The sequence below is a fragment of the Pseudarthrobacter oxydans genome (assembly GCF_034258515.1).
In the GTDB taxonomy this organism is placed as follows: Bacteria; Actinomycetota; Actinomycetes; order Actinomycetales; family Micrococcaceae; genus Arthrobacter.
On record NZ_CP139438.1, the window covers coordinates 2,729,788 to 2,755,336 of the forward strand.

Here is a 25,549-nt window from a genome sequence, read left to right on the forward strand (position 1 = left end):
TGCGTAACTCCTCTTGAGTGGATTGTAGATAGGTGTCTTGCGTGGTGCGGTTACGGGCGTTGCGTACTGCCGCGCGGGACCTTGAGGGCCTAAGCGGAGCGCAGCGCCCTGTCACTCATGGAGCGGGATCCCCGTCCAACGGCCAGGGTGCCGGACTGCACGATTTCGCGGATGCCGAAGGGCTCCAGCACTGAAAGCAGCGCTGCGAGCTTCTCCGGGGTACCGGTTGCCTCGATCACCAACGAGTCTGTGGACACGTCGACGACGGCGGCACGGAACAGGTCTGCGGCCTGGGTAACCTGCAGGCGTGTTGCGGCATCCGCACGTACCTTGACCAGGATGTGGTCGCGCTGTACGGAAGATTCGGAAGTCAGCTCAACGATCTTGATGACGTTGATCAGCTTGTTGAGCTGCTTGGTGACCTGCTCGATGAGGTCGCCGTCGGCGTCGACAACGACCGTCATCCGGGAAATGCCCGGAACCTCGGTGGGGCCGACGGCCAGGGAGTTGATGTTGAAGGCGCGCCGGGCGAAGAGGCTCGCAACCCGGGTCAGGACGCCCGGCTTGTCTTCCACCAGGACGGAAAGTGTGTGGCGGCTCATGGTCAGTCCTCTTCTTCCCATTCCGGGGTCATGTTGCGGGCAACCTGGATCTGGTCGTTGCTCACGCCGGCGGGCACCATCGGCCACACCATGGAGTTGGGGCTCACCACGAAGTCGATGACTACGGGGCGGTCATTGATTTCGAGGGCCTTCTGGATGGTGGCGTCGATGTCCTCGTCGCGTTCACAGCGGAACGAGGCGCAGCCGTACGCCTCCCCCAGCTTGACGAAGTCCGGGATGCGGACGGTGTCGTGGCCGGTGTTCAGGTCGGTGTTCGAGTAGCGGCCTTCGTAGAAGAGGGTCTGCCACTGGCGCACCATGCCCAGGGAGGAGTTGTTGATGACGGCAACCTTGATGGGGATCTTGTTAATGGCGCAGGTGGCCAGTTCCTGGTTGGTCATCTGGAAGCAGCCGTCGCCGTCGATGGCCCAGACCACCCGGTCCGGCTCGCCCACCTTGGCGCCCATCGCAGCCGGCACGGCATAGCCCATGGTGCCGGCGCCGCCCGAGTTGAGCCAGGCATGCGGGCGCTCGTACTTGATGAACTGAGCTGCCCACATCTGGTGCTGGCCAACGCCTGCCACGTAGACGCCTTCCGGACCGGTCAGGGCGCCGATCCGCTCGATGACCTTCTGCGGGGCGGTCAGGCCGTCGTCCGGCTCGGTCCAGCCCAGCGGGTAGGTTTCCTTGAGGTTGTTGAGGAAGGCCCACCAGGTGGTGAGGTCCGGGGTGCCCGACGCCTCGAACTGGGTGCGGACGGCTTCGGTGAGCTCCGGAATGATCTCCTTGACCGAACCAACAATCGGCACATCCGCAGTGCGGTTCTTGGAGATTTCGGCCGGGTCGATGTCGGCGTGGATGACCTTGGCCATCGGTGCGAACGTCTTCAGCACGCCGGTGACGCGGTCGTCGAACCGGGCACCGAGGGTGATCAGCAGGTCCGACTGCTGCAAGGCAGTCACCGCCGAAACGGTGCCGTGCATGCCGGGCATTCCCATGTGCTGCGGGTGTGAGTCCGGGAACGCGCCCTTGGCCATCAGCGTGGTGACGACCGGGGCTCCCGTGGCCTCGGCGAGTGCCAGCAGCTCAGCGGATGCGTGCGCTTTGATGACACCGCCGCCCACGTACAGCACAGGTTTGCTGGCCGCGGCAATCAGCTTGGCGGCCTCGCGTACCTGCTTGTTGTGCCCTCGGGTGACCGGACGGTAACCGGGCAGGTCGATGCGCGGCGGCCAGGAGAAGGTCATCTCGCCTACCTGGGCGTCCTTGGCCACGTCCACGAGGACGGGACCGGGGCGCCCGGTGGAAGCGAGGTGGAACGCTTCCGCCATGACATGCGGGATGTCGTTGGGGTCGGTCACCAGGAACGAGTGCTTGGTGATGGGCATGGTGATGCCCACGATGTCGGCTTCCTGGAACGCGTCGGTGCCGATCACACCGCTGGACACCTGGCCGGTGATGGCCACCAGCGGAACGGAGTCCATGTGGGCATCCATGATGGCGGTAACGAGGTTGGTGGCGCCCGGGCCCGAGGTGGCGATGCAGACGCCCACCCGCCCGGTCACCATGGCGTAGCCTTGCGCGGCGTGGCCGGCTCCCTGTTCGTGACGGACCAGCACGTGGTTCATGCTGGAGGCCATCAAGGGGTCGTAGGTGGGCAGGATCGCGCCACCGGGCAAACCGAAAATATCGTCGACGCCGAGTTCTTCGAGCGAGCGGACAATTGCTTGCGAGCCGGTCATCACCGTCGGGGGTACGACGTTGTTCGGCCCAAGGACAGGAGAGACGGCGGCAAGCTCGGCGACGACGGCGTTCTCAGCCGTCCGGTCGGCGCGGTCCGGAGCCTTGGCGGCTCCGGCGGACTTGGTGGCCATCAGCGAGGGGCTGATGGGCGATCCTTTGCTCATCGGACTCTTCCTTGTGGATCATCTGTGGTTCGTGGAAACTGCGGGAAATAAAAAAACCCCTCAGCCTGGCGGCTCTTCGAGGGGTTCGCGCGTGACAGTTCGTTGCCGGGGCTAGTGGGCCACGCGCTTGCTAAGGACGACGACTGCTTCTGCAACAGCGCAGCTGGTAACGAAAGTCATGCGTTCAGTTTTCCCTCTGGGCGAGATGCGTGTCAACGAGCCGTGCCACGATCTCACCATGTGGACCCCATTGTCCACTTATTGATCCTCCAGCGGAAGGATCAAAACCTACAGCCACTCACCCTGGCCCGGAAGGGCTTAACAAGGGTGATGCCGAGGGGCCCCTTGCATGAGGCGCTCAGCGCCTCATGCAAGGGGAAGGCATCAGCCGCAGTATGCGCCTGTGCTGGCACTGTGCACCAGCTTGGCGTACTTGGCGAGCACGCCCTTGGTGTACCTGGCCGGGAGCGGCTCCCAGCCCACCTTGCGGGCTTCGAGCTCGGCCTCGTCCACCAGCAGGTCGAAGCTGCGGGCTGCGATGTCCACGCGGATACGGTCGCCGTCCTTCACGAAGGCGATGGGGCCGCCGTCGACCGCTTCCGGAGCCACGTGGCCGATGCACAGGCCTGTGGTGCCGCCGGAGAACCGGCCGTCGGTAAGGAGCAGGACGTCCTTGCCCAGGCCTGCGCCCTTGATGGCGCCCGTGATGGCGAGCATCTCGCGCATGCCCGGACCGCCCTTGGGGCCCTCGTAGCGGATAACGACGACGTCCCCGGCGTGGATCCGGCCGTTGTCCAGGGCGTCCAGGGCTCCCTGTTCACGCTCGAAGACGCGGGCGGTGCCTTCAAAGACATCGGCATCGAAGCCTGCGCTCTTCACCACTGCGCCCTCGGGCGCCATGGTGCCGTGCAGGATGGTGATGCCGCCGGTCTTGTGGATGGGGTTGTCCAGCGCGCGCAGGATCTTGCCGTCCACATCCGGCGGGTTGATGGCGTCGAGGTTTTCGGCCACGGTCTTGCCGGTGACGGTGAGGCAGTCGCCGTGCAGCAGGCCGGCGTCGAGCAGTGCCTTCATGATCACCGGCACGCCGCCGATCCTGTCCACGTCGGTCATGACGTAGCGGCCGAACGGTTTGAGGTCGCCCAGGTGGGGGATCTTGTCGCCGATGCGGTTGAAGTCATCCAGCGTCAGCTCAACTTCGGCCTCGCGGGCGATCGCCAGGAGGTGCAGCACGGCGTTGGTGGAGCCGCCGAAGGCCATGGTGACGGCGATGGCGTTCTCGAACGCTTTCTTGGTCATGATGTCGCGCGCAGTGATGCCCTGGCGGAGCAGGTTGACCACTGCCTCGCCTGACTTGCGGGCGAATTCATCACGACGGCGGTCTGCCGAGGGCGGGGCGGCCGAGCCGGGCAGGGACATGCCCAGGGCCTCGCCGATGCAGGCCATGGTGTTGGCCGTGTACATCCCGCCGCAGGCACCTTCGCCGGGGCAGATGGCCTTTTCGATGCGGGTCAGGTCCTCCATGCTCATCTTGCCCGCGGCGCAGGCACCAACGGCCTCGAACGCGTCGATGAGGGTGACTTCCTTCTCGGAGCCGTCCTCAAGCTTGACCCAGCCCGGCATGATGGAACCGGCGTAAAGGAAGACGCTGGACAGGTCCAGGCGGGCAGCTGCCATCAGCATGCCGGGGAGGGACTTGTCGCAGCCGGCCAGCAGGACCGAACCGTCAATCCGCTCCGCCTGCATAACGGTCTCCACGGAGTCGGCAATGACTTCGCGTGACACCAGGGAGAAGTGCATGCCCTCATGGCCCATGGAGATGCCGTCGGAAACCGAAATGGTGCCGAACTGCATGGGGAACCCGCCGCCGGCGTGGACGCCTTCCTTGGCGCCTTGCGCAAGCCGGTTCAGGGAGAGGTTGCAGGGAGTGATTTCGTTCCAGGAACTGGCGACGCCGACCTGGGGCTTGGCGAAGTCGTCATCACCCATACCGACCGCCCGGAACATGCCGCGGGCGGGCGCCGCGTGGATTCCGTCCGTTACGACCCGGCTCCGGGGTTTGATGTCAGGCTTGTTCTCGGTTGCGATCTGGGCGTCACTCATAGGGGAAAGTCTAGGGCTCGGCTCCACACCGGAACGACAGGTTCATGCCCCTCAATACCAAAAGCCTGAAATTCGATGCCGGATCATGGACTGCCATCTCGCATAGTGAGACGAATCGTTCGGGGCCCGTCCCGCCGGGCGCTGGCTCACGGGCGTCTTCCAGCCCCGCGCCGCGCAACAGCCACTGCCGTCAATCTGGACAGTCGTGGCCGCCGGACGTAGCGTCAGGAAAAGACACCTTGCCATCCGGACTGAAGGGCCTGCCATGGATTTCGTTTTCTGGATCATCCTGATCATTGTCATCATCGGCGTTGTGTGGTGGTTGCTGAACCGCAACAGTGCATCCAAGCCGTCCGGGGAGTCCGGCGCCGAGCGCACGCGCACCGACGGAGCGCTCTCGGGCGGAAGCGCCGCTGCCTCTGCTGAAGCAGCCGGCACCACCGGCCTTCCCGGCGCAGCAGGTTTCGGCCGTCCCGCCGAACCTGCAGCGCCGACCACCGCAGAGGAACCCGCAGATACGGCGGCACCGGCTGCAGTCCCCCCAGTACCCGGCCAGGACGAGCGCCGCCGCCAGGACGAGGACGAGTGGGAAACCAAATGGTCCGAGGCCTCGGGCTCCTCCGTCGTTGCAGCCGGCGGAGCATCGCACCGCGGGCCGCAGGAAAGTCCTCTGCAGGAAAGCCCGGCCGGGACCGGTGGCGCGTCCATGGCGGCTCCTTCCCCGGCTCCCGCGGACCAGCCGGCAGAACCGGCGCCGGCATCCCGGCCGGTCCATCACCCTGAATACACGGAGCCGCACGCCCCCACCCTCCCGGGCGCCGAGACGGCGGCGGTGGAGGACCTGGACGACGCCGGTCCGGCGGGCCGGGCTTCCACGCCGGCGGGTGCCGGTACTGAAAACGGCACTGCACGTGGTGCTGTGAGTAGTGCTGCGAGTGCCTCTGCCGCGGGCCAGCCCGCCGGTGGCGGCGCGCCCGCAACGCCGACAGCTGCCGTCGTTCCCGACAGCGCGCCCGCGGCAGAAACGGCGGACCGCACCCAGTCTTCCGCCGTGACTGAAAACGGAGCCGACCACGCCCGACAGCCCCAGGCCGCAGCAGCGACGGAACCCGCAGGACACCTGGCGGCGGATGAACCCTACGGGGCGGGCTCAGCGGCCGCGGCAGCGGATGGCAGCGGACCGGCCGGCTACACGGTCAAGGGTGACGCCGGAACCATGGTCTATTACGAGGAGGGGCATCCCGAATATGACCAGGCGCGGGCCGAGGTCTGGTTTGAGTCGGCCGCCCATGCCGAGGCCGCGGGCTTCCGGGTTCCCCGCCGGAGGCGGCTCGAGTAAGGCCCGCGCCGGCGCCTACGGCACCACCACCGGTTTCGCTGCTGCCCTGTGGCCCATTTCACAGGGCAGTACGGCACGATCCGCTACGTCGCCAGGACGCCGGAGGGCGGATTCCGGCTCCCACCCGGCAACAAAAACCCTGATTTTGTGCTGGTTCTGCCCCCTCCCCCGCGATGCGGGCCCGGCTTTCCACCCGATTTCACATGCGCAAAAAGTTCGTGTAGAGTTTCATGTCGTTGCGGAGATCAACCGGGAAAGAAAAGCCCGGTGATCACAGCAAAAAGATGCACCTCTAGCTCAATTGGCAGAGCAATTGACTCTTAATCAATGGGTTCCGGGTTCAAGTCCCGGGGGGTGCACGATTGGGAAAACAGCCTCCTGCTCGCGGAAACGCGAGCAGGAGGCTGTTTTGTTGTGTCCCCACTTGTTTCGGCCCCTGGCCGCCGCGGAGGGACCTGCATGGCGCCGACGTGGCGGCGGTGGCCAGGGGCCGTCCTCGGGCAACAAAAAAGGCGTGACCGCAGCCCGTGGAGGCCGCAGTCACGCCTGCCCGCCGGCGACTAGTCCGGCGTCTTACTTCTAGGGTGTGTTCTCCACCAGCGCGCCGTTGGCGGAGCTGGGGGTTGTGGCGAACTGGCTGGCCAGTTCGCGCACGACAGCCTGGAGTTCCTGACGCAGCAAGTCCGGATCAATTGAGGCTGACGCCAGCACCGACCGTTCCATTTCCACCGCGGCCTTAACGGCTTCTTTGCCCTGCTCGGTGAGGGACACCACATGGCTCCGGCGGTCCGACGTGCTGCGGACGCGGACGATGTGTCCGTGGGCCTCAAGGCGGCTGAGCGTCTTACCCATAGTCTGCGCCTGGACACGAACGTATTGCGCAAGCTGCGCCTGGGTCATGGGGCCTTGCGCATCGAGAACCTCGATGGCAATGACTCCCGCATGGGTGAGGCCGATGGCACCCAGTTTTTCATTCCAGGAGTGTTCAACGAGGCGCGCAGCAGTGGACAAGAGGCGCCCCGTGGGCCAGTGATCCATATCAGGCATGCAGCAAGTATAGCCAAGTGCCGATTAGCACTGGTTCCCTGCCCTTACTAGGCTGGTGTGTCCCGCCCGCGAAAAGGAGAAAAACATTGGCTGACAGACTCGTAACCGGCGACGACGCGCCCGGTTTCACACTGAAGGACTCTTCCGGCGCGGACGTCAGTTTGTCCGGGCGCCCCGGCCGCCACACCATTGTGTACTTCTACCCGGCAGCCGCAACACCGGGGTGCACCAAGGAGGCGTGCGATTTCCGCGACAACCTTGCCTCTCTCCAGTCGGCCGGCTACGACGTGCTGGGCATCTCCCCCGATCCGGTGGAAAAACTGGCGAAGTTCGCGGCAAAGGAAGAGCTCACTTTTCCCTTGCTCTCGGACGCGGACCATGCCGTTGCGGAGGCGTACGGTGCCTGGGGCGAGAAGAAGAACTACGGCAAGACCTACGAGGGACTGATCCGTTCCACCATCGTGGTGGACCCCGAGGGCAAGGTTGCGCTGGCCCAGTACAACGTCAGGGCCACGGGCCACGTTGCCAAGCTGCGGCGGGACCTTAACCTCGACGCCTGACCATGCGGCGCTAACCAAGGCCCTGCCGTGGCGACGCTACAATGGACACTGGCATCCGCCGTCGGGCCCTGCCGAAGGGAAACGGCGGCAGGAAGCCCTGCGCGAGTGGTGAAATTGGCAGACACGCAGGATTTAGGTTCCTGTGCCTTCGGGCGTGGGGGTTCAAGTCCCCCCTTGCGCACTATATGGTCCCCCGGCTGTGGCCGGGGGACCACTCCGTTTAACCGGCCCGCCACCTGCGCGTATGCACGGCAAAATTCGCAGGCCGCCGAAAAACTCCTTGGAATGCACCCATCCGCGTCCCACCCCCGGCCGAATACCCAGTGAGACACCGGCCAAGGGCAGGTGCCCACCAGCAAGATTCGAACGACGCCGTCCGACAGTGTGTCCGCGGCGGGCAGACGCCACAATCCAAGGAGAACCGAAATGCAGACCATCAAGCGCACAACCTTCACCGTCGCAGGCGTAGCAGCAGCAGCTCTGCTCAGCCTCACCGCCTGTGGCGGTTCGGCATCGACGTCCGGCTCCTCCGCTCCCGCGGAATCGCCGGCGGCTACGAGCATGGCGCCTTCACCGTCCGCCACCGCCTCCGCTGCGGCCATGGATCCGGCGGCCAACCTGGTTGGCCCGGGCTGCGCGGGCTACGCCGAAAAGGTCCCCTCAGGTGCAGGCTCCGTTGAAGGCATGGCCCTCGATCCGGTGGCGGTTGCAGCGTCCAACAACCCGATCCTGACAACCCTCACCGCGGCCGTTTCCGGAAAGCTGAACCCCAAGGTTGACCTGGTGGACACGCTGAACGGCGGCGAGTTCACGGTCTTCGCTCCGGTGGATGACGCCTTCGCCAAGATCGATGCCGCCACCATCGAAACCCTGAAGACGGACGACGCCCTCCTGAGCAAGATCCTGACCTACCACGTGGTTCCCGGCCAGATCACCCCCGACAAGATCGCCGGCACCCACGCTACGGTCCAGGGCGGTTCCGTTACTGTCACGGGCAGCGGTGACCAGCTCAAGGTTGATAACGCCAACGTGATCTGCGGCGGCGTCCAGACCAAGAACGCCACCGTCTACCTGATCGACTCGGTGCTGATGCCCAAGTAACCACCAGGTGCGGACACCCCAACGCGTCCGCGGGAACAGCGAAGCCGGGGGCCTGCCGAAAGGATGGCCCCCGGCTTCCCTGTGCCGCGGAGGCCGCGGCGGCCCCGCGGGCCGGAACACCCGGCGGCGCCAGGGACCTGCAGGTGGCGTCTATTAGACTGGGCTTCGGTCCGCACGCGGCGGCTCCGGCAGATCCAGAGGTGATAAACGAGTGCCCAGCAGTACTTCGCGGCGGACAGTCATCAAGACGGGCGCTGTCCTCCTGGCGTTGGGCGTGACCTCCTGCACGGCCGTCCCCGCCCCCTCGCCGTCGTCGGACTCCCCCAGCGCAACAACCGCCGCCGAGCCCGCCGCCACCTTCAATTTTGGAACTGCTGCCCAGCCCCTGGGCCTGGATCCTGCCCTGTCCAACGATGTCGAGTCCCAGCGCATTACCCGCCAGATCCTCGAAGGGCTGGTGGGAGTGGACCAAATCACCGGAAAGCCCACGCCATTGCTCGCCACGGAGTGGACTGAATCGAACGAAGGCCGTTCCTACACCTTCAAACTCCGCTCCGACGTCGTTTTCCAGGACGGGACCCCGTTCAACGCGGAGGCCGTCTGCGTCAACTTCAACCGCTGGTTCGCCTTTTCCGCGGAGTTGAGGCGGCAGGCTCCGGGCGGAACCTTCAAGGGTGTCTTCAAGGCGCATTCGGATGAGCCGGAGCTCTCCATCTTCAAAAGCTGCACCGCACTCTCAGCGGACACTGTGAGGATTGACCTTACCCAGCGGTTCACCGCCTTCCTCCAGGCCCTTACGCTGCCGGCCTTTGCCATGGCCTCCCCTGCCGCCCTCGCCGCGGGCAAGGCCGACGTCCTAGACCAAAGCCGCGGCGGCCAGCCCGTCTCCGCCTTTGGCACCAAGCCGGTGGGAACCGGTCCGTTCAGCCTTTCCTCCTGGGACGAAGGAAGCGTGACGCTGGCCACCAACAAGTCCTATTGGGGCGAACGCGGCCAGATTTCCACCATCAACTTCGTCGCCTACGACCACCCGCAGGCCAGGCTCCAGGCCCTGCTCGACGGCAAGATCGACGGTTATGACGCCGTAACGGTGGGCAACTTCGACCAACTGGTCAAGCGCGGAAAGCAGATCGTCCAGCGCGACCCCTTCTCCGTCATGTACGTGGGCATCAACCAGGATGTCCCCGTGCTCCAGAACCTGAAGGTCCGCCAGGCGATCGAAATGGCGATCGACAAGGAGACCCTGATCCGCAGGTTCTTCATCGACAACACGGCCAAGGCCACGCAGTTCGTCCCGCCCAAGATCAGCGGCTTTAACAACGAGGCCCCGGAGTTGGGCCACGACCCCGCCAAGGCCAAGGAGTACCTGAAGGAGGGCGGGTACGCCGGCGAGGAACTCAAGTTCTACTACCCCCTGAACGTCACCCGCCCCTACCTGCCCACGCCCGAGAAGGTCTATGCGGAGATCAGCCGCCAGCTCACCGCCGTCGGATTCAACATCCAGCCGGTTCCGGTGGACTGGTCCGACGGCTACCTGCAGAAGGTGCAATCGCCCGGCGACCACGCGCTCCATCTCCTGGGCTGGAACGGCTCCTACTCCGATGCCGATAATTTCGTGGGCCCCCTCTTCGGGGAGAAGAACGGCGAGTTTGGCTACCATGATCCCCAGGTCTTTTCGAAGATCAACCGGGCGCGCGGGTTGCCCGAAGGCAAGGAACGGGATGAGCAATATCACACCATCAACGCCCAGATTGCGGCGACCGTACCCGCAGTCCCCGTCGCCTTCCCCATCTCCGCCCTGGCCCTGTCCGACCGTGTCCTGAGCTATCCGGCGTCGCCGGTCTTAAATGAAGTTTTCACGAAGGTGCAACTAAAGCCTTGACGGAGCGGCCCAATTTCAGTATGTCCGCTGCCCGGGGATATTCTGTGACAGCCAGAGCCGCTGCAATCGGAGACTGATCGTGACCTTCATTTCCAAGACCCCACATGCCGACGTCGTCCTGATTGGCGGCGGCATCATGAGCGCCACACTGGGGGCATTCCTCAAGCAGCTGGAGCCGGACTGGACCATCTCCCTGTTCGAACGGCTGGACCAGCCCGGGCTGGAAAGCTCCGGCCCGTGGAACAACGCCGGCACCGGCCACGCTGCCCTCTGCGAACTCAACTATTCCCCTGCAGCCAAAGACGGCTCAGTGGACCCCTCCAAGGCACTGCAGATCAATGAACAGTTCCAGTTGTCCCGCCAGTTCTGGTCCCATTTGGTGGACCGGAACCTGATCGGCTCTCCCAAGGGCTTCATCAACACCGTGCCGCACATGAGCTTCGTCATCGGCGAGGACCACACGCGCTTCCTGCGGACCCGGTACGAGGCACTCAAGACCCACACCCTGTTCCGGAGCATGGAGTACTCCGAGGACCACGGCCAGATCGCCAAGTGGGCGCCGCTGATCGTGAAGGGGCGCGATCCCAAGCAGCGCATCGCCGCTACCCGCGCCGCAGAGGGCACCGACGTCGACTTCGGGGCACTCACCCGCGAACTGACCACCTACCTTGGGAACAACGGCGTCGAAATCAACTTCGGCCATGACGTCACGGGCATCTCCAGGGCGTCCGACGGCGGCTGGGACCTTTCGCTGAAGTACCCCAAGTCAGGCGAGCACGGCAAGATCCACGCCAAGTTCGTGTTTGTGGGTGCCGGCGGCGGCGCCCTGCACCTGCTGCAGGCTTCGGGCATCCCGGAAAGCAAGGGCTACGGCGGGTTCCCGGTCTCCGGGCAGTTCTTCCGCTGCACGGACGAGACCATCGCCGCCCAGCACAGTGCCAAGGTCTACGGCCAGGCATCGGTGGGCGCGCCGCCCATGTCGGTGCCCCACCTTGACACCCGGTACGTGGACGGAAAGCGTTCGCTGCTGTTCGGACCGTATGCCGGGTTCTCCACCAACTTCCTGAAGAACGGTTCCTACCTCGATCTTCCGCGGTCCATCAGGCCGAGCAACATCATTCCAATGCTGGCGGTGGCGAAGGACAACATGGACCTCACCGCGTACCTGGTCAAGGAAGTGGCCAAGCGCCACGGCGACAAAGTCGAAGCGCTGCGTGAGTACTACCCGGAGGCCAAGGACGGTGACTGGGAACTGATCACCGCCGGCCAGCGTGTACAGATCATCAAGAAAGATCCGCAGAAGGGCGGCATCCTCCAGTTCGGAACTGAAGTGATCGCCGGCCGTGACGGTTCCATCGGCGCGCTCCTGGGCGCGTCCCCCGGAGCATCCACTGCGGTCCCTATCATGATCGAACTGCTGAAGAAGACCTTCCCGCGGAACTTCAAGGGCTGGCAGTCCAAGCTGAAGGACATGATGCCCGGCTACGGGGTCAAGCTGGACGAGAACCCGGAGCTTGCCGTCGAGCTGGAAAAGGCAACAGCCAAGTCGCTTCAGCTGGAGAGCGTTTCCGCCAGCCGCTGACCCTGCCGGGGCCGGCGGCCGGCACGTCCGGGTCCGTATCCGTCAGTCAACCCCTCAGGAGACCATGCGATGTTCCGGCTGGCACAACTCTCACTTGCGAACCGGGCCCTGATCGCACTGGTGACTGTCTTCGCGTCCGTCTTTGGCGTGATCACCATGTCGTCGCTGAAGCAGGAACTCATCCCGTCGATCGAGTTCCCGCAGATCACCGTGCTGACCGCCATGCCGGGTGCCTCCCCGGAGGTGGTGGACAAGCAGGTGAGCGGGCCGCTGGAGACTGCCCTGAACGGCGTGGAGGGGCTGGAATCCACCTCCTCCACGTCCCGCAACGGCGTCTCCCAGATCACCATGGTGTTCACGTACGGTTCCAACCTGGACCGGGCACGGAACCAGATTGACCGGGCCATCTCCAACGCCAAGCGGACCCTGCCCGAGGACGTCCAACCGCAGGCCTTCGCCGGCAGCATCAATGATTTTCCCATCGTTTTCCTGGCGGTTTCCTCGGACAAGGGCCTCAGCGAACTCAACGCCGACCTCCAGCGGCTGAGCGTGCCCCGCCTGCAGAAGATCGACGGCGTCCGGGGCGCCGACGTGACAGGCGGCGCTACCCAGCACATCGAGATCCTTCCCCGGCCCGACGCGATGGCGGCATCCGGCGCCACCATCGCCTCCATCCGGGATGCGATGGCCAACAACGGTGCGCTGATCCCGGCCGGAACGCTGGAGGAGCAGGGCAAGACGCTGTCACTGCAGATCGGCAGCCCGGTCGATTCATTGGACGCCATCAAGGCGCTTCCGCTTGCCGGGGCCAGGAACGCCGCCACGATCGGCGCCGTGGCGGACGTCGCCCTCAAAGATGACGAACGCACCTCCATCACCCGGACCAACGGTTCGGAAACGCTTGCCGTGTCCATCACCAAAAAGCCTGAAGGCGACACGGTGGGCATTTCGCACGCAGTCCGGGACACCCTCGACGAACTCGAAGCCGAACTTGGCTCGAACGCCAAGTTCACCCCGGTGTTCGACCAGGCACCGTTCATCGAAAAATCCATCAAGGACCTCACTACCGAGGGCATGCTGGGGCTGGGTTTCGCGGTGGCGGTCATCCTTGTCTTCCTGATGTCCACCCGCTCCACCCTGGTCACGGCAGTCTCCATCCCGCTCTCGCTGCTGATCACCTTTATCGGCCTGTCCGCCACCGGATATTCCCTGAACATCCTGACGCTCGGCGCGCTCACCATCGCCATCGGCCGGGTGGTGGACGACTCCATTGTGGTCATTGAAAACATCAAGCGGCACCTGAGCTACGGCGAAGACAAGGTCACCGCCATCCTGACCGCCATCAGGGAGGTGGCGGGGGCCATTACCGCATCCACGCTCACCACCGTTGCGGTCTTCCTCCCCATTGCCTTCGTGGGTGAGCTCGCGGGCGAGCTGTTCAGGCCGTTTGCCCTCACGGTCACCATGGCGCTGCTTGCATCCCTGCTGGTTTCGCTGACCATCGTCCCGGTGCTGGCGTACTGGTTCCTGAAGAACACCGGCGCCGCGGCCGGTGCGGCTGCGGCAGGTTCAGCAGCTGCCCGCCGCAACGCGGACGAGGTGCGGGAACGGGCGCTGGAAGCGGAACAGCGGAGCAGGCTCCAGCGCGGGTACCTGCCCATCCTCACCAAAACCCAGAAGCATCCGGTGCTCACCCTTGTTGCCGCCGTCCTGGTGCTTGGCGCAACGGCGGCCATGACGCCCCTGCTGGCCACGAACCTCCTGGGTAACTCGGGCCAGAACAGCCTCACGGTCCGCCAGGTACTGCCCGCCGGAACCAGTTTGGCCGACACCAGCGCAGCGGCCGTCCGGCTGGAAGAAGTCCTTCGAGGCATCGACGGCGTGAAGGACGTCCAGGTGACGTCCGGCAACGCGCAGGCCGGGTTCGCCGCGCTCACCTCCACCGGGTCCTCGAACTCCACGTTCACGGTGGTCACGGACGAAAAGGCGAACCAGGCACGGCTGCAGGAGACGGTGCGGAGCGAACTGGCAAAGGTCCCCGATTCCGGGAAGGTCTCGGTGGGCACCCAACAGGGCGGCTTCGGCACATCGTCCACGGTGGACATCACGCTCAAGGCCGCCACCACCGCCGACCTCCGCGAGGCCAGCGACACGATGGTTTCGGCGATGACCGGCGTACCGGGCACCAGCGAGGTGGCAACCAACCTCGCGGCAAGCCAGCCGGTGGTCCAGGTCAAGGTTGACCGGGCGAAGACCGTCGCCGCCGGGCTCAACGAGGAACAGGTTGCGGGCGTGCTCGCATCCACCATCAGCCCCATCCCCGCCGGAACCGTCCGGATCGACACGGATGACTTCCCGGTCCGGATTGGCAAAGGCACCAGGTTCACCAGCATCGACGCCGTCCGGCAAATTTCCCTGCCGGCAGCCGGGGGCCCTGTCACGCTCGGCACCATCGCCGCGGTTGAACAGGTGGACGTCCCTGTATCCATCACCGCCAGCAACGGCCAGCGCACAGCGCGGATCTCCGTGACGCCGTCGGGCTCCAACCTGGGCGCCGTCAACGCGGAGGTCCAGAAACGGCTCGAAGAAGTACAGCTGCCGGCGGGCGTCACTGCCGAAATCGGCGGTGCCACCACCCAGCAGCAGGAGTCCTTCCAGCAGCTCGGGCTCGCGCTGCTGGCGGCAATCGCCATCGTCTACGTCATCATGGTGGCCACCTTCAAGTCGCTCATCCAGCCGCTGATCCTCCTGGTCTCGGTGCCGTTCGCGGCCACCGGGGCCGTCGCACTGCTCCTGGTCACCGGGGTCCCGCTGGGACTGCCTTCGTTGATCGGCATGCTCATGCTGGTGGGCATTGTGGTCACCAACGCGATCGTGCTCATCGACCTCATCAACCAGTACCGGCAGCCGCGCGACGGACGGCCGGGCATGAACGTTGCGGACGCGATCACGCACGGGTCGCGCCAGCGCCTGCGTCCCATCCTGATGACAGCCCTTGCAACCGTGTTCGCCCTCACCCCCATGGCGCTGGGCCTCACGGGCGGCGGCGGCTTTATCTCGCAGCCCCTGGCTGTGGTGGTCATCGGAGGGCTCATCTCCTCCACGGCCCTCACCCTGGTCCTGGTGCCTGTCCTGTACAGGCTGGTGGAGGGCCGGCGCGAGAGGAAGGCCCTGCTCCGGGAACTGCAGGCGAGGCCGGAATTCGGCCCCGGGGCTGACGTCGATGAGGAGTTCCGGGACTGGACCACCGGCATGGTGCGGAAAACCAGCGGCAGGCGCGCTGCACCCGGAAGCCCCGAATAGGCAGGGCCGACGGCAGGCCCGGAATATTTTCCCGCAGGACGCGTTGTACCCGTCGATAGATGCAAATGCATCTAAATTGGACTACACTGGGAACAAGCCAGCAGTCCAGGAACGGAAAGGCACATCATGCAGATCGGTGTTTTCAGCGTCAGCGACATCACCACGGACCCCACGACGGGCCGGACCCCCACCGAGAACGAACGCATCAAGGCCTCGGTGGCCATCGCCAAAAAGGTGGAGGAAATCGGGATGGATGTCTACGCCCTGGGCGAGCACCACAACCGGCCGTTCTTCTCCTCCTCCCCCACCACCACCCTTGCCTACATCGCCGCCCAGACCGAGCGGATCACCCTTTCAACGGCGACCACGCTGATCACCACCAACGACCCGGTCAAGATCGCCGAGGACTTCGCGATGCTCCAGCACCTGGCCGACGGCCGGGTGGACCTGGTCCTGGGCCGCGGCAACACCGCGCCGGTGTACCCGTGGTTCGGCAAGAACATCCAGGACGGCGTGGAGCTGGCCATCGAGAACTACAGCCTGCTGCGCAAGCTCTGGGACGAGGACACCGTCAACTGGTCCGGCAAGTTCCGGACCCCGCTGCAGAACTTTACGTCGACGCCCCGCCCGCTTGACGGCGTCGCTCCCTTCGTGTGGCACGGTTCCATCCGCACGCCGCAGATCGCGGAAGTGGCGGCCTACTTCGGGGACGGCTTCTTCGCCAACAACATCTTCTGGCCCAAGGAGCACTACCAGCAGCTGATCGGCCTCTACCGGGAGCGCTACGAGCACTACGGCCACGGCAAGGCGGACCAGGCGATTGTGGGCCTGGGCGGCCAGTTCTTCATGCGGAAGAACTCCCAGGACGCCGTCAAGGAGTTCCGCCCCTACTTCGACAATGCCCCTGTGTACGGGCACGGCCCGTCACTGGAGGACTTCACCTCCCAGACGCCGCTGACCGTCGGCAGCCCGCAGGAGGTCATCGAAAAGACGCTGACGTTCCGGGAGTACTTCGGCGACTACCAGCGGCAGCTGTTCCTGATCGACCACGCCGGCCTGCCGCTGAAGACGGTGCTGGAGCAGCTGGACCTGTTCGGCGAGGAAGTCCTGCCCGTCCTGCGCAAGGAATACGCCGCCCGCAAGCCCGCGCACATTCCTGAGCCGCCCACGCACGCCGGCCGGGTTGCCGCGCTGCTGGCAGCGCAGGATGCCGAGAAGTCTGCTGCGGAGGCGTGATGGCAGGCAAGGCTCCTGAATCGCCGGTCCGCCTCGCAGCAGAGACCTGGGAGTCGCTGTTCCGGGCCCAGGTGGCGGTGATGCGCAAGCTGCAGTCCGGGCCTGCGTTCCGGAAGCTCGCGGTGAACGAGTACGACGTCCTGTTCACGCTGTCCCGCTGCCCGTCAGGCTGGCTGCGGCTCAACGAGCTCAATGACAACGTCCTGCTGAGCCAGTCCAGCCTGAGCCGCCTGGTGGAGCGGCTGGAGAAGCGCGGGCTCGTGGCCAGGATGCCGGCACCGGAGGATGGCCGTGGCGTGCTCCTGAAGCTGACTGACGAGGGGCGGGAGCTTCAGAAGGAGATCGGGCGCGAGCACGTGCGCGATATCTCCGCCGTCCTGGGTCCCGCCCTGACACCGGCTGAGCAGAAGGAACTGACAAGGCTCACCACCAAGCTCAGGAGCTCCCTGGGACCGCGCCCGCCCCGGCAGGAACCGGGCTAGCCCAGCGCCACCAGCCGGGCGGGATCCTCAACCGGGAGGTCTCCGTTGACCACGGCGGTGACCTGCATCTGGTTCAGCGTCAGGCTTCCGCCCACCGTGGACAGGAACGCCGTGTCGGCCGAGTCCCTGCCCGCCGTGATCCGCAGCATCGACTCCCGCGGGGCCAGCCCGGTGGGATCGATGACGTGCCATGCGCCTTCCACGTATGCTTCGGCCACGGCGTGGAAGTCCATGGGGCTCAGGCCGGGGGCGTACACGGCCGCCAGGCGTGCGGGTATGTCCTTGGACCTCAGCAGCGCAATGGCCAGGTGCGCAAAGTCGCGGCACACCCCGCGGCGGCTGAGGAGTGTCTCCACCGCACCGTCCGTGCCGCGGGAGGAGCCGCTCATGTACCGGAGTTCCCCGTTCACCCAGTTCCGGACGGCGAGCAGCAGTTCGCCGTCGCAGAGTCCTTCGAACTCGGCATACGCGGTGGGCAACAGGCGGTCAGATTCCGCGTAGCGGCTGGGCCGGACGTACCGGATCCGGTCGGCCAGCCCGGTTTCCTCGGGCAGTGCCTTCCCCCCCACCGTCGCGGAGTATTCCACGGTCACTTCGGCCGGGTCGGTGAACTCCATGTACTGCAGCCTGCCGCCGTGGTGGTCCGGCACCTCGGCCACGGGAACCTGCCGGCCGCCGGCTGTGATGGACAGGCTCTCCTCAAACGAGGAATAGCCGTCGTTCCTCGCCGCGGCTATGGCCATGGCCACCTTGGTGTTGGCTGTGGTCCTGAAAACCAGGCGTGCGGAAACAGTGCGTTCCATGACTCTCCGGGGGTGTCGGCAGTGGAAGGAAGTCGCCGGTTGTCGCGGCCGTTGATGTGGGCCGGGAACGGGGACTAGTTCTTGATCTCCAGAGACATTAGCATCCGCTGGACGTTGGCGAAGTCGCTGCTGTCACCGACGTACTGTGCGGCCTGGCCAAGAGTGTCGAATGCCTTGGCGGGTGCCACTTTTTCGTCTGGCGCGAATGCCCTGACGGCTACCAGGTCACCGAAGGAGTAGTCCCCCTTGCCGGCCGGGCCCCGGATGACGTTGCGCAGTTCGCAGGCCTGGCCGTCCGCCCCGCCCACAAGGTTCGTGACCCCGTACGAGCCGAAGTACCGGTACCCCTGGATCACCCTGAACACAACCCTGGGCGGAATGGTCCCCTCCCCGCCTTCGGCTTTCATGTCCGACGGCACGCTGCTGATCACGGTGTAGGGCCGCCGCGCGTCCTGCGGACATTCAGCGGACGACGGCGGGAGTCCCGTCCGCAGTGCCGCCATGAAGGTGCCGTCGGGCTTCTTCACCTCGACCTTCAAGGCCCCGGGCAGGGCACCCTCCTCCGGGGCCACCGACTGCGCTATCCACTCCTGCGGCAGCTCGAAACTCACGCTCTTTGCAGGGTCCGAGAAGGTTTTCCAGGCGGAAGCCGTGGCCACGGGCCCGGCCGTAGCGGACTCCGTGGCACCGGGCTTGGCGCTTCCGGAGGCCGTTGCTGACGCTGATGCTTCCGCCGGCGCGGTGGAGGCGGCCGCGGTGCCCGGCCCGCCAGGCTCCGCTGTCCATCCCGGCCCGCTGTTTGACGGTGTGGAGCATCCTGCCAGGAGCGCGCCGGCCACGAGCACTGATGCGCCCGCCAGGGCCCTTGATGTTGCCATGCCTTCCATGCAGCCAGCCTAACGGGACGCGGCAGCGTCGGGTCCTTTCCCCGGACGGTGTTTCGGCCTGCGCCGATGCGCGGAAGCCGTATGGCAGGGATGCGTGTCGTCGTCGGACGCGCAACTCCGGCGCCGGGGACTAGGCTGGTGCTTATGGAAGCCCACCACGGCACGGCCGAAGAAGATTTGGCGGACATTTCCGCCGTCGACATCGCCGACTGGCGCCTCCGGACCTTTGGCCTGTACGCCAATGTCCGCAAAGTCTCGGCCGAGAGTCCGGCGGAAGCGCATCTGTATTGGCGCCACCAGCGGGACCTCATGTTCGCCACGCACCCTGCATCCCCGCTGACTGCCGAGGAGAAAGCACGCTTCGGGGGCTTGAAGACTGCGGACTATGATCCGATTTTCCGTTTCCACGTTCCGCTGACCAAGGAAGGTGCCGGACGGGAAATGAGCATCGAAACCGGGACCGACGGCGTGGTGAACTTCGTCAGGATGGGCACGTTCGACCTCCCCGAGATGGGGCAGCTCGCCGTGTGGAAGCTGCGGGGCTACGGCGGCGGCATCTTCGTGCCCTTCCGCGACGCGACCGCAGGCCAGCCCGGCGGAAGCTACGGGGCAGGCCGCTACCTCCTGGACACCATCAAGGGAGCCTTCCACGGCGTCCACGGGACAGGACCGGATGCCCCCTTTGTCCTGGACTTCAACTTTGCCTACAACCCGTCCTGCGCCTACAACGAGGCCTGGGCGTGCCCCCTGCCGGGCCCGTCAAACCGGCTGGCCGTGGATATCCCCGTCGGAGAGCTCTACTAGCAGGTCGCACCGGGGGCATCCGTAACGGCTAGGAGCCGAGGGTCCGCACGCTTGCCACTGCCTGCCGGACAGCTTTGGCGGCAACCGCCAGGTCCTCCCCCGCCACCGCGGCGTCAAAGCTGAACCTGACCGCTGTCTGGGCCACCTCAGCCTCGAACCCCATGGCCGTGAGGACCGGCGACGGCGCATCGGACCCGGCTGCGCAGGCGGAGCCGCTCGAGCACACCACCCCTTGGCGCTCCAGTTCCAGGAGCACCGATTCGCCGCTGGTTCCGGGGAAGCAGAACGATGCCACGGAGGGCAGCCGCTCTGCGGGGTGCCCGGTCAGCACCGCCCCCGGTACCCCCGTGAGCACGGCGTCAATAAAGCTGTCCCGCAGGGCGGCCACCCGCCGTCGTTCTTCCTCCTGGCCGGCCTGGGCGAGTGCCAGCGCGGCGGCCAGCCCCACGGCACCTGCAACGTTCTCCGTCCCCGAACGGCGGCCGCGCTCCTGGCCGCCGCCGTGGATCAGCGGCTCGATCCTGGTGCGGCCGCGGACGAAGAGCACCCCGCAGCCCTTGGGTGCCCCCAGTTTGTGGCCCGAAAGGCTCATCGCGTCAACGCCCAGCGCCCTGGTGTCAAGGGGCAGCCAGCCCGCCGCCTGCACTGCATCCGTATGGAAGGGAACCCCATGGCTGTGTGCTGCGGCGGCCAGTTCGGCGACCGGCTGGACCGTCCCCACTTCATTGTTGGCGTACATGATGCTGACCAGCGCGGTTTCCGGGCGCAGTACTGCGAGGAGCGCCTCGGGAGTGACCTGCCCGGTCCCGTCCACCGGCACCACGTCAACCTCGAAGGCGTGGAAGCGTGCCAGGTACCGTGCGGACTCCTCAACGGCCGGGTGTTCGACGCCGCTGATCACCACCCGGTTCAGCGCGGGGTCGGCTGCCTGCCGCGCCAGGGCAATGCCTTTAACGGCCAGGTTGTCCGCTTCGGTGCCGCCGGAGGTGAAGGTGACCTCACCGGGCCGGCAGCCCAGGACCGCTGCCACCGAGGCCCTTGCATCCGCGAGCGCCCTGGCAGCAGCCTCGCCCAGGGTGTGGTGGCTGGAGGGGTTTCCGAACTCGCCGGTCAGGTAGGGCCACATGGCGTCCAGGACCTCGCGGCGGACCGGGGTGGTGGCGGCAGCATCAAGGAAGATCATGGTGTATTCACCCGGCCGTCAGTTCCACGTCCAGGCCGAGGTCCAGCGCGGCCACCGTGTGGGTGAGCGCGCCAACGGAGATGACGTCCACCCCCGTGGCGGCAATTCCCGCGACGGTGGTGAGGTTGACGTTGCCGCTGGCCTCCACCCGTGCCCGGCCTGCAACCAGGGCAACGCCGGCGCGCAGCTCCTCCACGGTGAAGTTGTCCAGCATGATGGTGTCCACGCCTGCCGCCAGGACAGGTTCGATCTGGTCCATCCGGTCCACCTCGACCTCGAAGTGCGTGGTGTGCCCCAGCTGCGCCTTGGCGGCCAGGAGCAGTCCCGTGAGCCTGGCGGGGTCCCCTCCGGTCATGACGGCCAGGTGGTTGTCCTTGGCGAGAACCGCGTCCGACAGGCTGTACCGGTGGTTGGCGCCTCCCCCGCAGCGCACCGCGAAGCGCTCCAGGATCCGCAGTCCTGGGGTGGTCTTGCGGGTGTCGGTAATGCGGGCGGGCGTCCCTTCGGTGAGCTCGACGAATTCCGCGGTCCTGGTGGCGATCGCGGACATCCGCTGGACCAGGTTGAGGGCCACGCGTTCGGCAAGCAGTACCGAGCGGGCCCGTCCGCTGACCCTCGCGAGGTGCGTGCCGGCGTCGAACCTGTCGCCGTCCCCCCGCAGCAGTTCCACGTCCGTGTCCGGGTCCACCAGCAGCATGGCGTCTCGGAACACGGTGGCGCCGCTGAAGACGCCGGGCACGCGGGCGTTCAGCACGGCGGTGGCGCGGGCTTCGGCGGGGATGAGCAGCTGGGAGGTGATGTCCCCCGCCGGAGCGTCTTCGGCGAAGGCGCGCTCCAGGATCTCCCGCACCGGCGCCGACGGCAGCGCCAGGTCAAGCAGGGTTGTTTCAGTCATGGAGGATGCTCACTTTCGGGCGGTTCGGGTACGTGGTGTCGAATTCTTCCCTGATGCCGGAAGCATCCTCCGGGCAATCGCTGCGGTAATGGGCGCCCAAGGACTCCTGGCGTTCCTGGGCCGCAGCCACCAGGAGCTGCGCTGCCAGGAGCAGGTTCCGGTCCTCATGCAGTCGGGCGTCCGCAGAAGGGGCAACAGTGCCGGGACGAACGACGGCGGCCCACCGCCCCAGGGTGTCCCCCGCTTCCCGGAGCAGCTCCCCGGAGCGAAGCACCCCGGCCTTGGCAGTCATCATCCGGCGCAGGGCCTCACGGGAGAACGGCTCACTCCCCCCACCGAAGTTGGACGGCCGGCTCCCACCCGGAGCAGCTGATGCGGCCGGCTCGCCTACTAAAACAGCAGGGAAGGTGCCGGCGTCCATAGTTTCTCGGGGCAGCGGTGCGGAAGCGTGCGTCAAGGGGAGGCCGCCCGCGGCCGAGGCAGCACGCGGAGCATCGGTGCCCCGAGGGGGCGCACCGCCGTCGTCACCTGCCAGGAAGTGTTCAACAGCGCGGCGGCCGAAGACGAGTCCCTCCAGGAGGGAGTTGCTGGCCAGCCGGTTTGCCCCTTGGACCCCGGTGCACGCAACTTCCCCGGCCGCATACAGTCCTGGAACAGTGGTGCGGCCGTGGAGGTCGGTAAGGACTCCGCCCATCCAGTAGTGGGCCGCGGGTGCCACCGGAACGAGTTCGCGGGTCCAGTCGATGCCGGCGTCGAGGGTCCTCTGCGTGAGGGTGGGGAACCGCTTCGCCAGGAATCCGGGACCCTTGGCTTGCTCAATGACGCGTGCGTCGAGGTAGACGTGGCCGTTGGGATCGCCGAGCTTGGCAAGGTGCAGGGCAATGCTGCGGGAGACCACGTCGCGGGGGGCGAGTTCGGCGCCGGGGTGGTAGGCCCGCATGAATCGCTTCCCGTTGCCATCGACGAGGACGGCTCCTTCGCCGCGGACGGCTTCGGAGATGAGGAGCGGATCCTGGTCCAGCCCGCGGGCGGTGCCCGGGCCCGGGGTGCCGGCGCCGGGCACCAGGCAGGTGGGGTGGAACTGGAAGAATTCCAGGTCGGACACTGCTGCCCCGCTGCGGACGGCGAGCGCAAGGCCGTCGGCGGTGGCCACCGCGGGGTTGGTGGTCTGGGCAAACAACTGGCCTGCTCCGCCGGTGGCGAGCAGCACGGCGTCCCCGCGCAGTGTGAGTGTCCGGCCGTCCTGCAGGAACTCGACGCCCTTGACGTGGCCGTCCGTTTGCCGGAGGGCTGTGGCGTGGGCGCCGGTATGAAGTGCCAGGGAACCGCCTGCCTGCCGGGCCAGCACTGCACGGATCAGGGCCGCGGCCACCTTCGCGCCTGTGGCGTCGCCGCCCGCGTGCAGGATCCGCGGGGCGGAATGGGCGGCTTCCAGCCCCAATGCCGGGCCGCCGTCTGTACCGGGATCAAAGACCACGCCGAACCGTTCCAGCCCGGCAATGTCCCTGCGGGCCTCCGTGCACATGAGCCGGACTGCCTCTTCGTTGCAGTGTCCCGCACCTGCCTGGAGGGTGTCGGCAATGTGGGCCGCAACGGTGTCCCCGGGGGTGGGCTCGTCCAGCACGGCTGAGATGCCGCCCTGGGCGTACCAGGTGTTGCTCTCGCAAAGCTGGCCCTTGCTCAGCAGCACCACGTCTGCCCCGGCGTCGGCCGCCAGCAGTGCGGCGTAAAGTCCGGCAATACCGCTGCCGACGACGACCAGCCGCCGGCGCGTGCCGGGCACAATGGGCGCGGCGGACATTATGGCCTGGCGGCGAGCATGCGCTCGAGCGCGGTCCGTGCATGGTCCTGGACGGAGTCCGCCACCGTGATCCGGTTGACGATCCGCCCGGCCACCAGTTCCTCCAGCACCCAGGCAAGGTAGCCCGGGTGGATGCGGTACATGGTGGAGCAGGGGCAGATCACGGGATCCAGGCAGAAGATGGTGTGCTGCGGGTATTCGGCGGCAAGCCGGTTCACCATGTTGATCTCTGTGCCGATGGCAAAAGTGGTGGGTTCCGTGGCCGCGGCGATGGCCTTCCTGATGAAGTCGGTGGAGCCGGCCGAATCGGCAGCGTCCACCACCTCCATGGGGCACTCCGGGTGCACGATCACCTGGACGCCGGGGAAGTCGGCGCGGGCTTTCTCGATCTGGGCCACGGTGAAGCGCTTGTGCACCGAGCAGAACCCGTGCCACAGGATGACGCGGGAATCGAGCAGCGCCTGCTCGTCGTTGCCGCCCAGGTCCTTGCGCGGATTCCACATGGGCATCTGCTCCAGCGGCACGCCCAGGGCCTTGGCAGTGTTGCGGCCCAGGTGCTGGTCCGGGAAGAACAGCACCCGCCGGGCGCGCTGGAACGCCCACTCAAGGACCGTCCTGGCGTTGGAGGAGGTGCAGACGATGCCGCCGCGCTCGCCGCAGAAGGCCTTCAGCGCGGCGGAGGAATTCATGTAGGTGACGGGGATGACCGGAACCCGGCCCTCGGCGTCGGGCTCCGTGCCGTAAATCTCCTCAAGCTGCTCCCAGCACTCAGCCACGGAGTCGGCGTCGGCCATGTCCGCCATGGAGCAGCCGGCCGCCAGGTTGGGCAGGACGACGGCCTGCCCGGGGGCGGAGAGGATGTCAGCGGTTTCGGCCATGAAGTGGACGCCACAGAAAACGATCGCCTCTGCGTCCGGACGGGTGAGTGCGGCGTTGGCCAGCTGGAAGGAGTCGCCCACGAAGTCGGCGTACTGGATCACTTCATCGCGCTGGTAGAAGTGCCCCAGGATGACGGCCCGGTCCCCCAGCGCAGCCTTCGCGGCCAGGATCCTTTCGCCCAGCTCGGCGTCGCTGGCCAGTTTGTATTCCTCGGGCAGCTGGCCCTGGCGGGGGGTGGCGGCGGGAGCCACGTCCGCACTGGAGGCACCCGGGCCGTAGGCGGGAACGCCGGTGAGCGCCTCGGCAAGGTCGTAGTCCCAGGGGCCCTTGGCCAGGGCCGGGCTGCAGGTGCTGCCCTTTGCGGTGGCGCCGTTTTCGGCCTGCTCGCGCGTGATCAGCTGGATTGCCGTGTTGACGCTGCTCATGGTGTGCTCCTGTTGTCTGGGTCAAGGCCGGGCCGGCCGGTAAAGCGGTAGAGGCGCGGTGGACGGTGCTTGCCGCCCTGGAGGTACTCGCCCGTTTCCTCTATTTCGGGGGTGGACTTGAGCTGCCTGCGGAAGTTCGCCGGATCCAACTCGCGGTCCAGGACGGCTTCGTAAACCTCCCGCACCTGGGCAAGGGTGAAGTATTCCCCCAGCAGGTGGTAGGCCACGGAGCCGTAGGCCAACTTGTTGCGCAGCCGCCACAACGCGTAGTCCACGATCGCGTTGTGGTCAAAGGCGAGTTCGCCAAGGCGGTCCGCACGGAACCACCGGACGTTCTCGGACTCATCCGCGAGCGCGGCTTCGGTCGGCTGGACCAGGGCCCAGTAGACGATCGAAACCACGCGCTGGGTGGGTGAGCGGTGAAGCCCGCCGAACGCGTACAACTGCTCCAGGTAGCTGGGGGCAAGTCCTGTTGTCTCCCTCAGGTTCCGTGAGGCCGCGTCCTGGAGCGACTCCGCGTGGCTCAGCGGGCCGCCCGGCAGCGCCCATAGTCCTTTGAAGGGTTCCCGGATCCTTCGCACCAGCGGCAGCCAGAGCGTAGGGCGCCCGGATTTTTCACTGGGGCGGAGCGCGAAGATGACCGTGGAGATGGCCAGCGACGGCGGCGCGGCCTGGCGCTCGGAGACGTTGGCAGAACTGGAGTACATGTCCCACCGCCTTTCCGGGGA

General features: G+C 66.4%; 20 protein-coding genes and 2 tRNA genes. 11 read left to right on the forward strand and 11 right to left on the reverse strand.

Annotated elements, in window-relative coordinates:
• Positions 1-89: 89 nt before the first annotated feature.
• From ilvN to ilvD, 3 genes are all read right to left on the reverse strand, one after another.
• Positions 90-602 carry an acetolactate synthase small subunit gene (gene ilvN, locus SMD14_RS12320; RefSeq protein ID WP_009356538.1) on the reverse strand — a complete coding sequence of 171 codons (513 nt, stop codon included), beginning with the start codon at positions 600-602 and terminating at the stop codon, positions 90-92.
• Between the two features lie 2 nt (positions 603-604).
• Entirely contained in the window at positions 605-2,509 is a 1,905-nt protein-coding gene (locus tag SMD14_RS12325; protein WP_321213826.1) for an acetolactate synthase large subunit, read from the reverse strand.
• A gap of 384 nt (positions 2,510-2,893) precedes the next feature.
• The gene (gene ilvD, locus SMD14_RS12330; protein WP_321213827.1) at positions 2,894-4,612 is read right to left on the reverse strand and encodes a dihydroxy-acid dehydratase; all 1,719 of its coding nucleotides are present in this window, start codon (positions 4,610-4,612) and stop codon (positions 2,894-2,896) included.
• 265 nt (positions 4,613-4,877) lie between these two features.
• On the opposite strand from ilvD, the gene SMD14_RS12335 reads away from it, so the two are divergent.
• Together SMD14_RS12335 and SMD14_RS12340 are read left to right on the forward strand one after the other, a co-directional pair.
• A complete protein-coding gene (locus SMD14_RS12335) occupies positions 4,878-5,951 on the forward strand; it encodes a hypothetical protein (RefSeq protein ID WP_321213828.1) in 1,074 nt (357 codons plus the stop codon).
• A gap of 286 nt (positions 5,952-6,237) precedes the next feature.
• A tRNA-Lys gene (locus SMD14_RS12340) sits at positions 6,238-6,310 on the forward strand.
• Positions 6,311-6,530: 220 nt separating this feature from the next.
• Here the strand turns inward: SMD14_RS12340 and SMD14_RS12345 are convergent.
• Positions 6,531-6,989 carry a MarR family winged helix-turn-helix transcriptional regulator gene (locus SMD14_RS12345; protein ID WP_157243103.1) on the reverse strand — a complete coding sequence of 153 codons (459 nt, stop codon included), beginning with the start codon at positions 6,987-6,989 and terminating at the stop codon, positions 6,531-6,533.
• A gap of 95 nt (positions 6,990-7,084) precedes the next feature.
• On the opposite strand from SMD14_RS12345, the gene bcp reads away from it, so the two are divergent.
• The 8 genes from bcp to SMD14_RS12385 all read left to right on the forward strand — a co-directional run bounded on the left by bcp (position 7,085) and on the right by SMD14_RS12385 (position 17,144).
• Positions 7,085-7,558, forward strand: coding sequence for a thioredoxin-dependent thiol peroxidase (gene bcp / locus SMD14_RS12350; protein WP_157241872.1), 474 nt, complete (start codon positions 7,085-7,087; stop codon positions 7,556-7,558).
• Positions 7,559-7,657: 99 nt separating this feature from the next.
• Positions 7,658-7,739 (forward strand) — tRNA-Leu (locus tag SMD14_RS12355).
• A gap of 245 nt (positions 7,740-7,984) precedes the next feature.
• A complete protein-coding gene (locus SMD14_RS12360) occupies positions 7,985-8,659 on the forward strand; it encodes a fasciclin domain-containing protein (protein WP_321213829.1) in 675 nt (224 codons plus the stop codon).
• A gap of 211 nt (positions 8,660-8,870) precedes the next feature.
• Complete coding sequence (locus SMD14_RS12365; protein ID WP_321213830.1) at positions 8,871-10,541, forward strand: ABC transporter substrate-binding protein; 1,671 nt, start codon at positions 8,871-8,873, stop codon at positions 10,539-10,541.
• A 79-nt stretch (positions 10,542-10,620) separates the two neighbouring features.
• Entirely contained in the window at positions 10,621-12,123 is a 1,503-nt protein-coding gene (locus tag SMD14_RS12370) for a malate:quinone oxidoreductase (protein WP_321213831.1), read from the forward strand.
• A 69-nt stretch (positions 12,124-12,192) separates the two neighbouring features.
• On the forward strand, positions 12,193-15,426 hold the full coding sequence (locus SMD14_RS12375; protein WP_321213832.1) for an efflux RND transporter permease subunit: 3,234 nt from the start codon (positions 12,193-12,195) through the stop codon (positions 15,424-15,426).
• Between the two features lie 126 nt (positions 15,427-15,552).
• A complete protein-coding gene (locus SMD14_RS12380; protein ID WP_157241868.1) occupies positions 15,553-16,662 on the forward strand; it encodes an LLM class flavin-dependent oxidoreductase in 1,110 nt (369 codons plus the stop codon).
• Complete coding sequence (locus SMD14_RS12385; protein WP_157241867.1) at positions 16,662-17,144, forward strand: MarR family winged helix-turn-helix transcriptional regulator; 483 nt, start codon at positions 16,662-16,664, stop codon at positions 17,142-17,144. The genes SMD14_RS12380 and SMD14_RS12385 overlap by 1 nt, the downstream gene beginning before the upstream one ends.
• Here SMD14_RS12385 and SMD14_RS12390 read toward each other — a convergent pair.
• Entirely contained in the window at positions 17,141-17,947 is an 807-nt protein-coding gene (locus SMD14_RS12390; RefSeq protein WP_157241866.1) for a transglutaminase family protein, read from the reverse strand. The two genes, SMD14_RS12385 and SMD14_RS12390, sit on opposite strands and share 4 nt — an antisense overlap.
• Positions 17,948-18,021: 74 nt before the next feature.
• Complete coding sequence (locus SMD14_RS12395) at positions 18,022-18,834, reverse strand: hypothetical protein (protein ID WP_197432491.1); 813 nt, start codon at positions 18,832-18,834, stop codon at positions 18,022-18,024.
• A gap of 144 nt (positions 18,835-18,978) precedes the next feature.
• On the opposite strand from SMD14_RS12395, the gene SMD14_RS12400 reads away from it, so the two are divergent.
• Complete coding sequence (locus SMD14_RS12400; RefSeq protein WP_157241865.1) at positions 18,979-19,638, forward strand: DUF1684 domain-containing protein; 660 nt, start codon at positions 18,979-18,981, stop codon at positions 19,636-19,638.
• Between the two features lie 28 nt (positions 19,639-19,666).
• Here the strand turns inward: SMD14_RS12400 and SMD14_RS12405 are convergent, their stop codons facing one another.
• From SMD14_RS12405 to SMD14_RS12425, 5 genes are read right to left on the reverse strand one after another with little or no spacing between them, the layout of a single operon-like run.
• Positions 19,667-20,821, reverse strand: coding sequence for a cysteine desulfurase family protein (locus SMD14_RS12405; protein WP_157241864.1), 1,155 nt, complete (start codon positions 20,819-20,821; stop codon positions 19,667-19,669).
• Between the two features lie 7 nt (positions 20,822-20,828).
• Positions 20,829-21,716 carry a carboxylating nicotinate-nucleotide diphosphorylase gene (gene nadC, locus SMD14_RS12410; protein WP_197432490.1) on the reverse strand — a complete coding sequence of 296 codons (888 nt, stop codon included), beginning with the start codon at positions 21,714-21,716 and terminating at the stop codon, positions 20,829-20,831.
• Positions 21,709-23,517: an L-aspartate oxidase gene (gene nadB, locus SMD14_RS12415; RefSeq protein ID WP_321213833.1), complete on the reverse strand. Its 1,809-nt coding sequence runs from the start codon at positions 23,515-23,517 to the stop codon at positions 21,709-21,711. The genes nadC and nadB overlap by 8 nt, the downstream gene beginning before the upstream one ends.
• Positions 23,517-24,821: a quinolinate synthase NadA gene (nadA, locus tag SMD14_RS12420; protein WP_321213834.1), complete on the reverse strand. Its 1,305-nt coding sequence runs from the start codon at positions 24,819-24,821 to the stop codon at positions 23,517-23,519. The genes nadB and nadA overlap by 1 nt, the downstream gene beginning before the upstream one ends.
• Positions 24,818-25,528, reverse strand: a complete 711-nt coding sequence (locus SMD14_RS12425) for an NrtR DNA-binding winged helix domain-containing protein (protein WP_104998334.1) — start codon at positions 25,526-25,528, stop codon at positions 24,818-24,820. The genes nadA and SMD14_RS12425 overlap by 4 nt, the downstream gene beginning before the upstream one ends.
• Between the last annotated feature and the right edge of the window lie 21 nt (positions 25,529-25,549).

Bases quoted from the DNA above. Each gene is read 5' to 3' on its own strand.
- ilvN (WP_009356538.1), bottom strand. From the start codon at position 602: ATGAGCCGCCACACACTTTCCGTCCTGGTGGAAGACAAGCCGGGCGTC.
- SMD14_RS12325 (WP_321213826.1), bottom strand. From the start codon at position 2,509: ATGAGCAAAGGATCGCCCATCAGCCCCTCGCTGATGGCCACCAAGTCC.
- ilvD (WP_321213827.1), bottom strand. From the start codon at position 4,612: ATGAGTGACGCCCAGATCGCAACCGAGAACAAGCCTGACATCAAACCC.
- SMD14_RS12335 (WP_321213828.1), top strand. From the start codon at position 4,878: ATGGATTTCGTTTTCTGGATCATCCTGATCATTGTCATCATCGGCGTT.
- SMD14_RS12345 (WP_157243103.1), bottom strand. From the start codon at position 6,989: ATGGATCACTGGCCCACGGGGCGCCTCTTGTCCACTGCTGCGCGCCTC.
- SMD14_RS12360 (WP_321213829.1), top strand. From the start codon at position 7,985: ATGCAGACCATCAAGCGCACAACCTTCACCGTCGCAGGCGTAGCAGCA.
- SMD14_RS12375 (WP_321213832.1), top strand. From the start codon at position 12,193: ATGTTCCGGCTGGCACAACTCTCACTTGCGAACCGGGCCCTGATCGCA.
- SMD14_RS12380 (WP_157241868.1), top strand. From the start codon at position 15,553: ATGCAGATCGGTGTTTTCAGCGTCAGCGACATCACCACGGACCCCACG.
- SMD14_RS12385 (WP_157241867.1), top strand. From the start codon at position 16,662: ATGGCAGGCAAGGCTCCTGAATCGCCGGTCCGCCTCGCAGCAGAGACC.
- SMD14_RS12390 (WP_157241866.1), bottom strand. From the start codon at position 17,947: ATGGAACGCACTGTTTCCGCACGCCTGGTTTTCAGGACCACAGCCAAC.
- SMD14_RS12395 (WP_197432491.1), bottom strand. From the start codon at position 18,834: ATGGAAGGCATGGCAACATCAAGGGCCCTGGCGGGCGCATCAGTGCTC.
- SMD14_RS12400 (WP_157241865.1), top strand. From the start codon at position 18,979: ATGGAAGCCCACCACGGCACGGCCGAAGAAGATTTGGCGGACATTTCC.
- SMD14_RS12405 (WP_157241864.1), bottom strand. From the start codon at position 20,821: ATGATCTTCCTTGATGCTGCCGCCACCACCCCGGTCCGCCGCGAGGTC.
- nadC (WP_197432490.1), bottom strand. From the start codon at position 21,716: ATGACTGAAACAACCCTGCTTGACCTGGCGCTGCCGTCGGCGCCGGTG.
- nadB (WP_321213833.1), bottom strand. From the start codon at position 23,517: ATGTCCGCCGCGCCCATTGTGCCCGGCACGCGCCGGCGGCTGGTCGTC.
- nadA (WP_321213834.1), bottom strand. From the start codon at position 24,821: ATGAGCAGCGTCAACACGGCAATCCAGCTGATCACGCGCGAGCAGGCC.
- SMD14_RS12425 (WP_104998334.1), bottom strand. From the start codon at position 25,528: ATGTACTCCAGTTCTGCCAACGTCTCCGAGCGCCAGGCCGCGCCGCCG.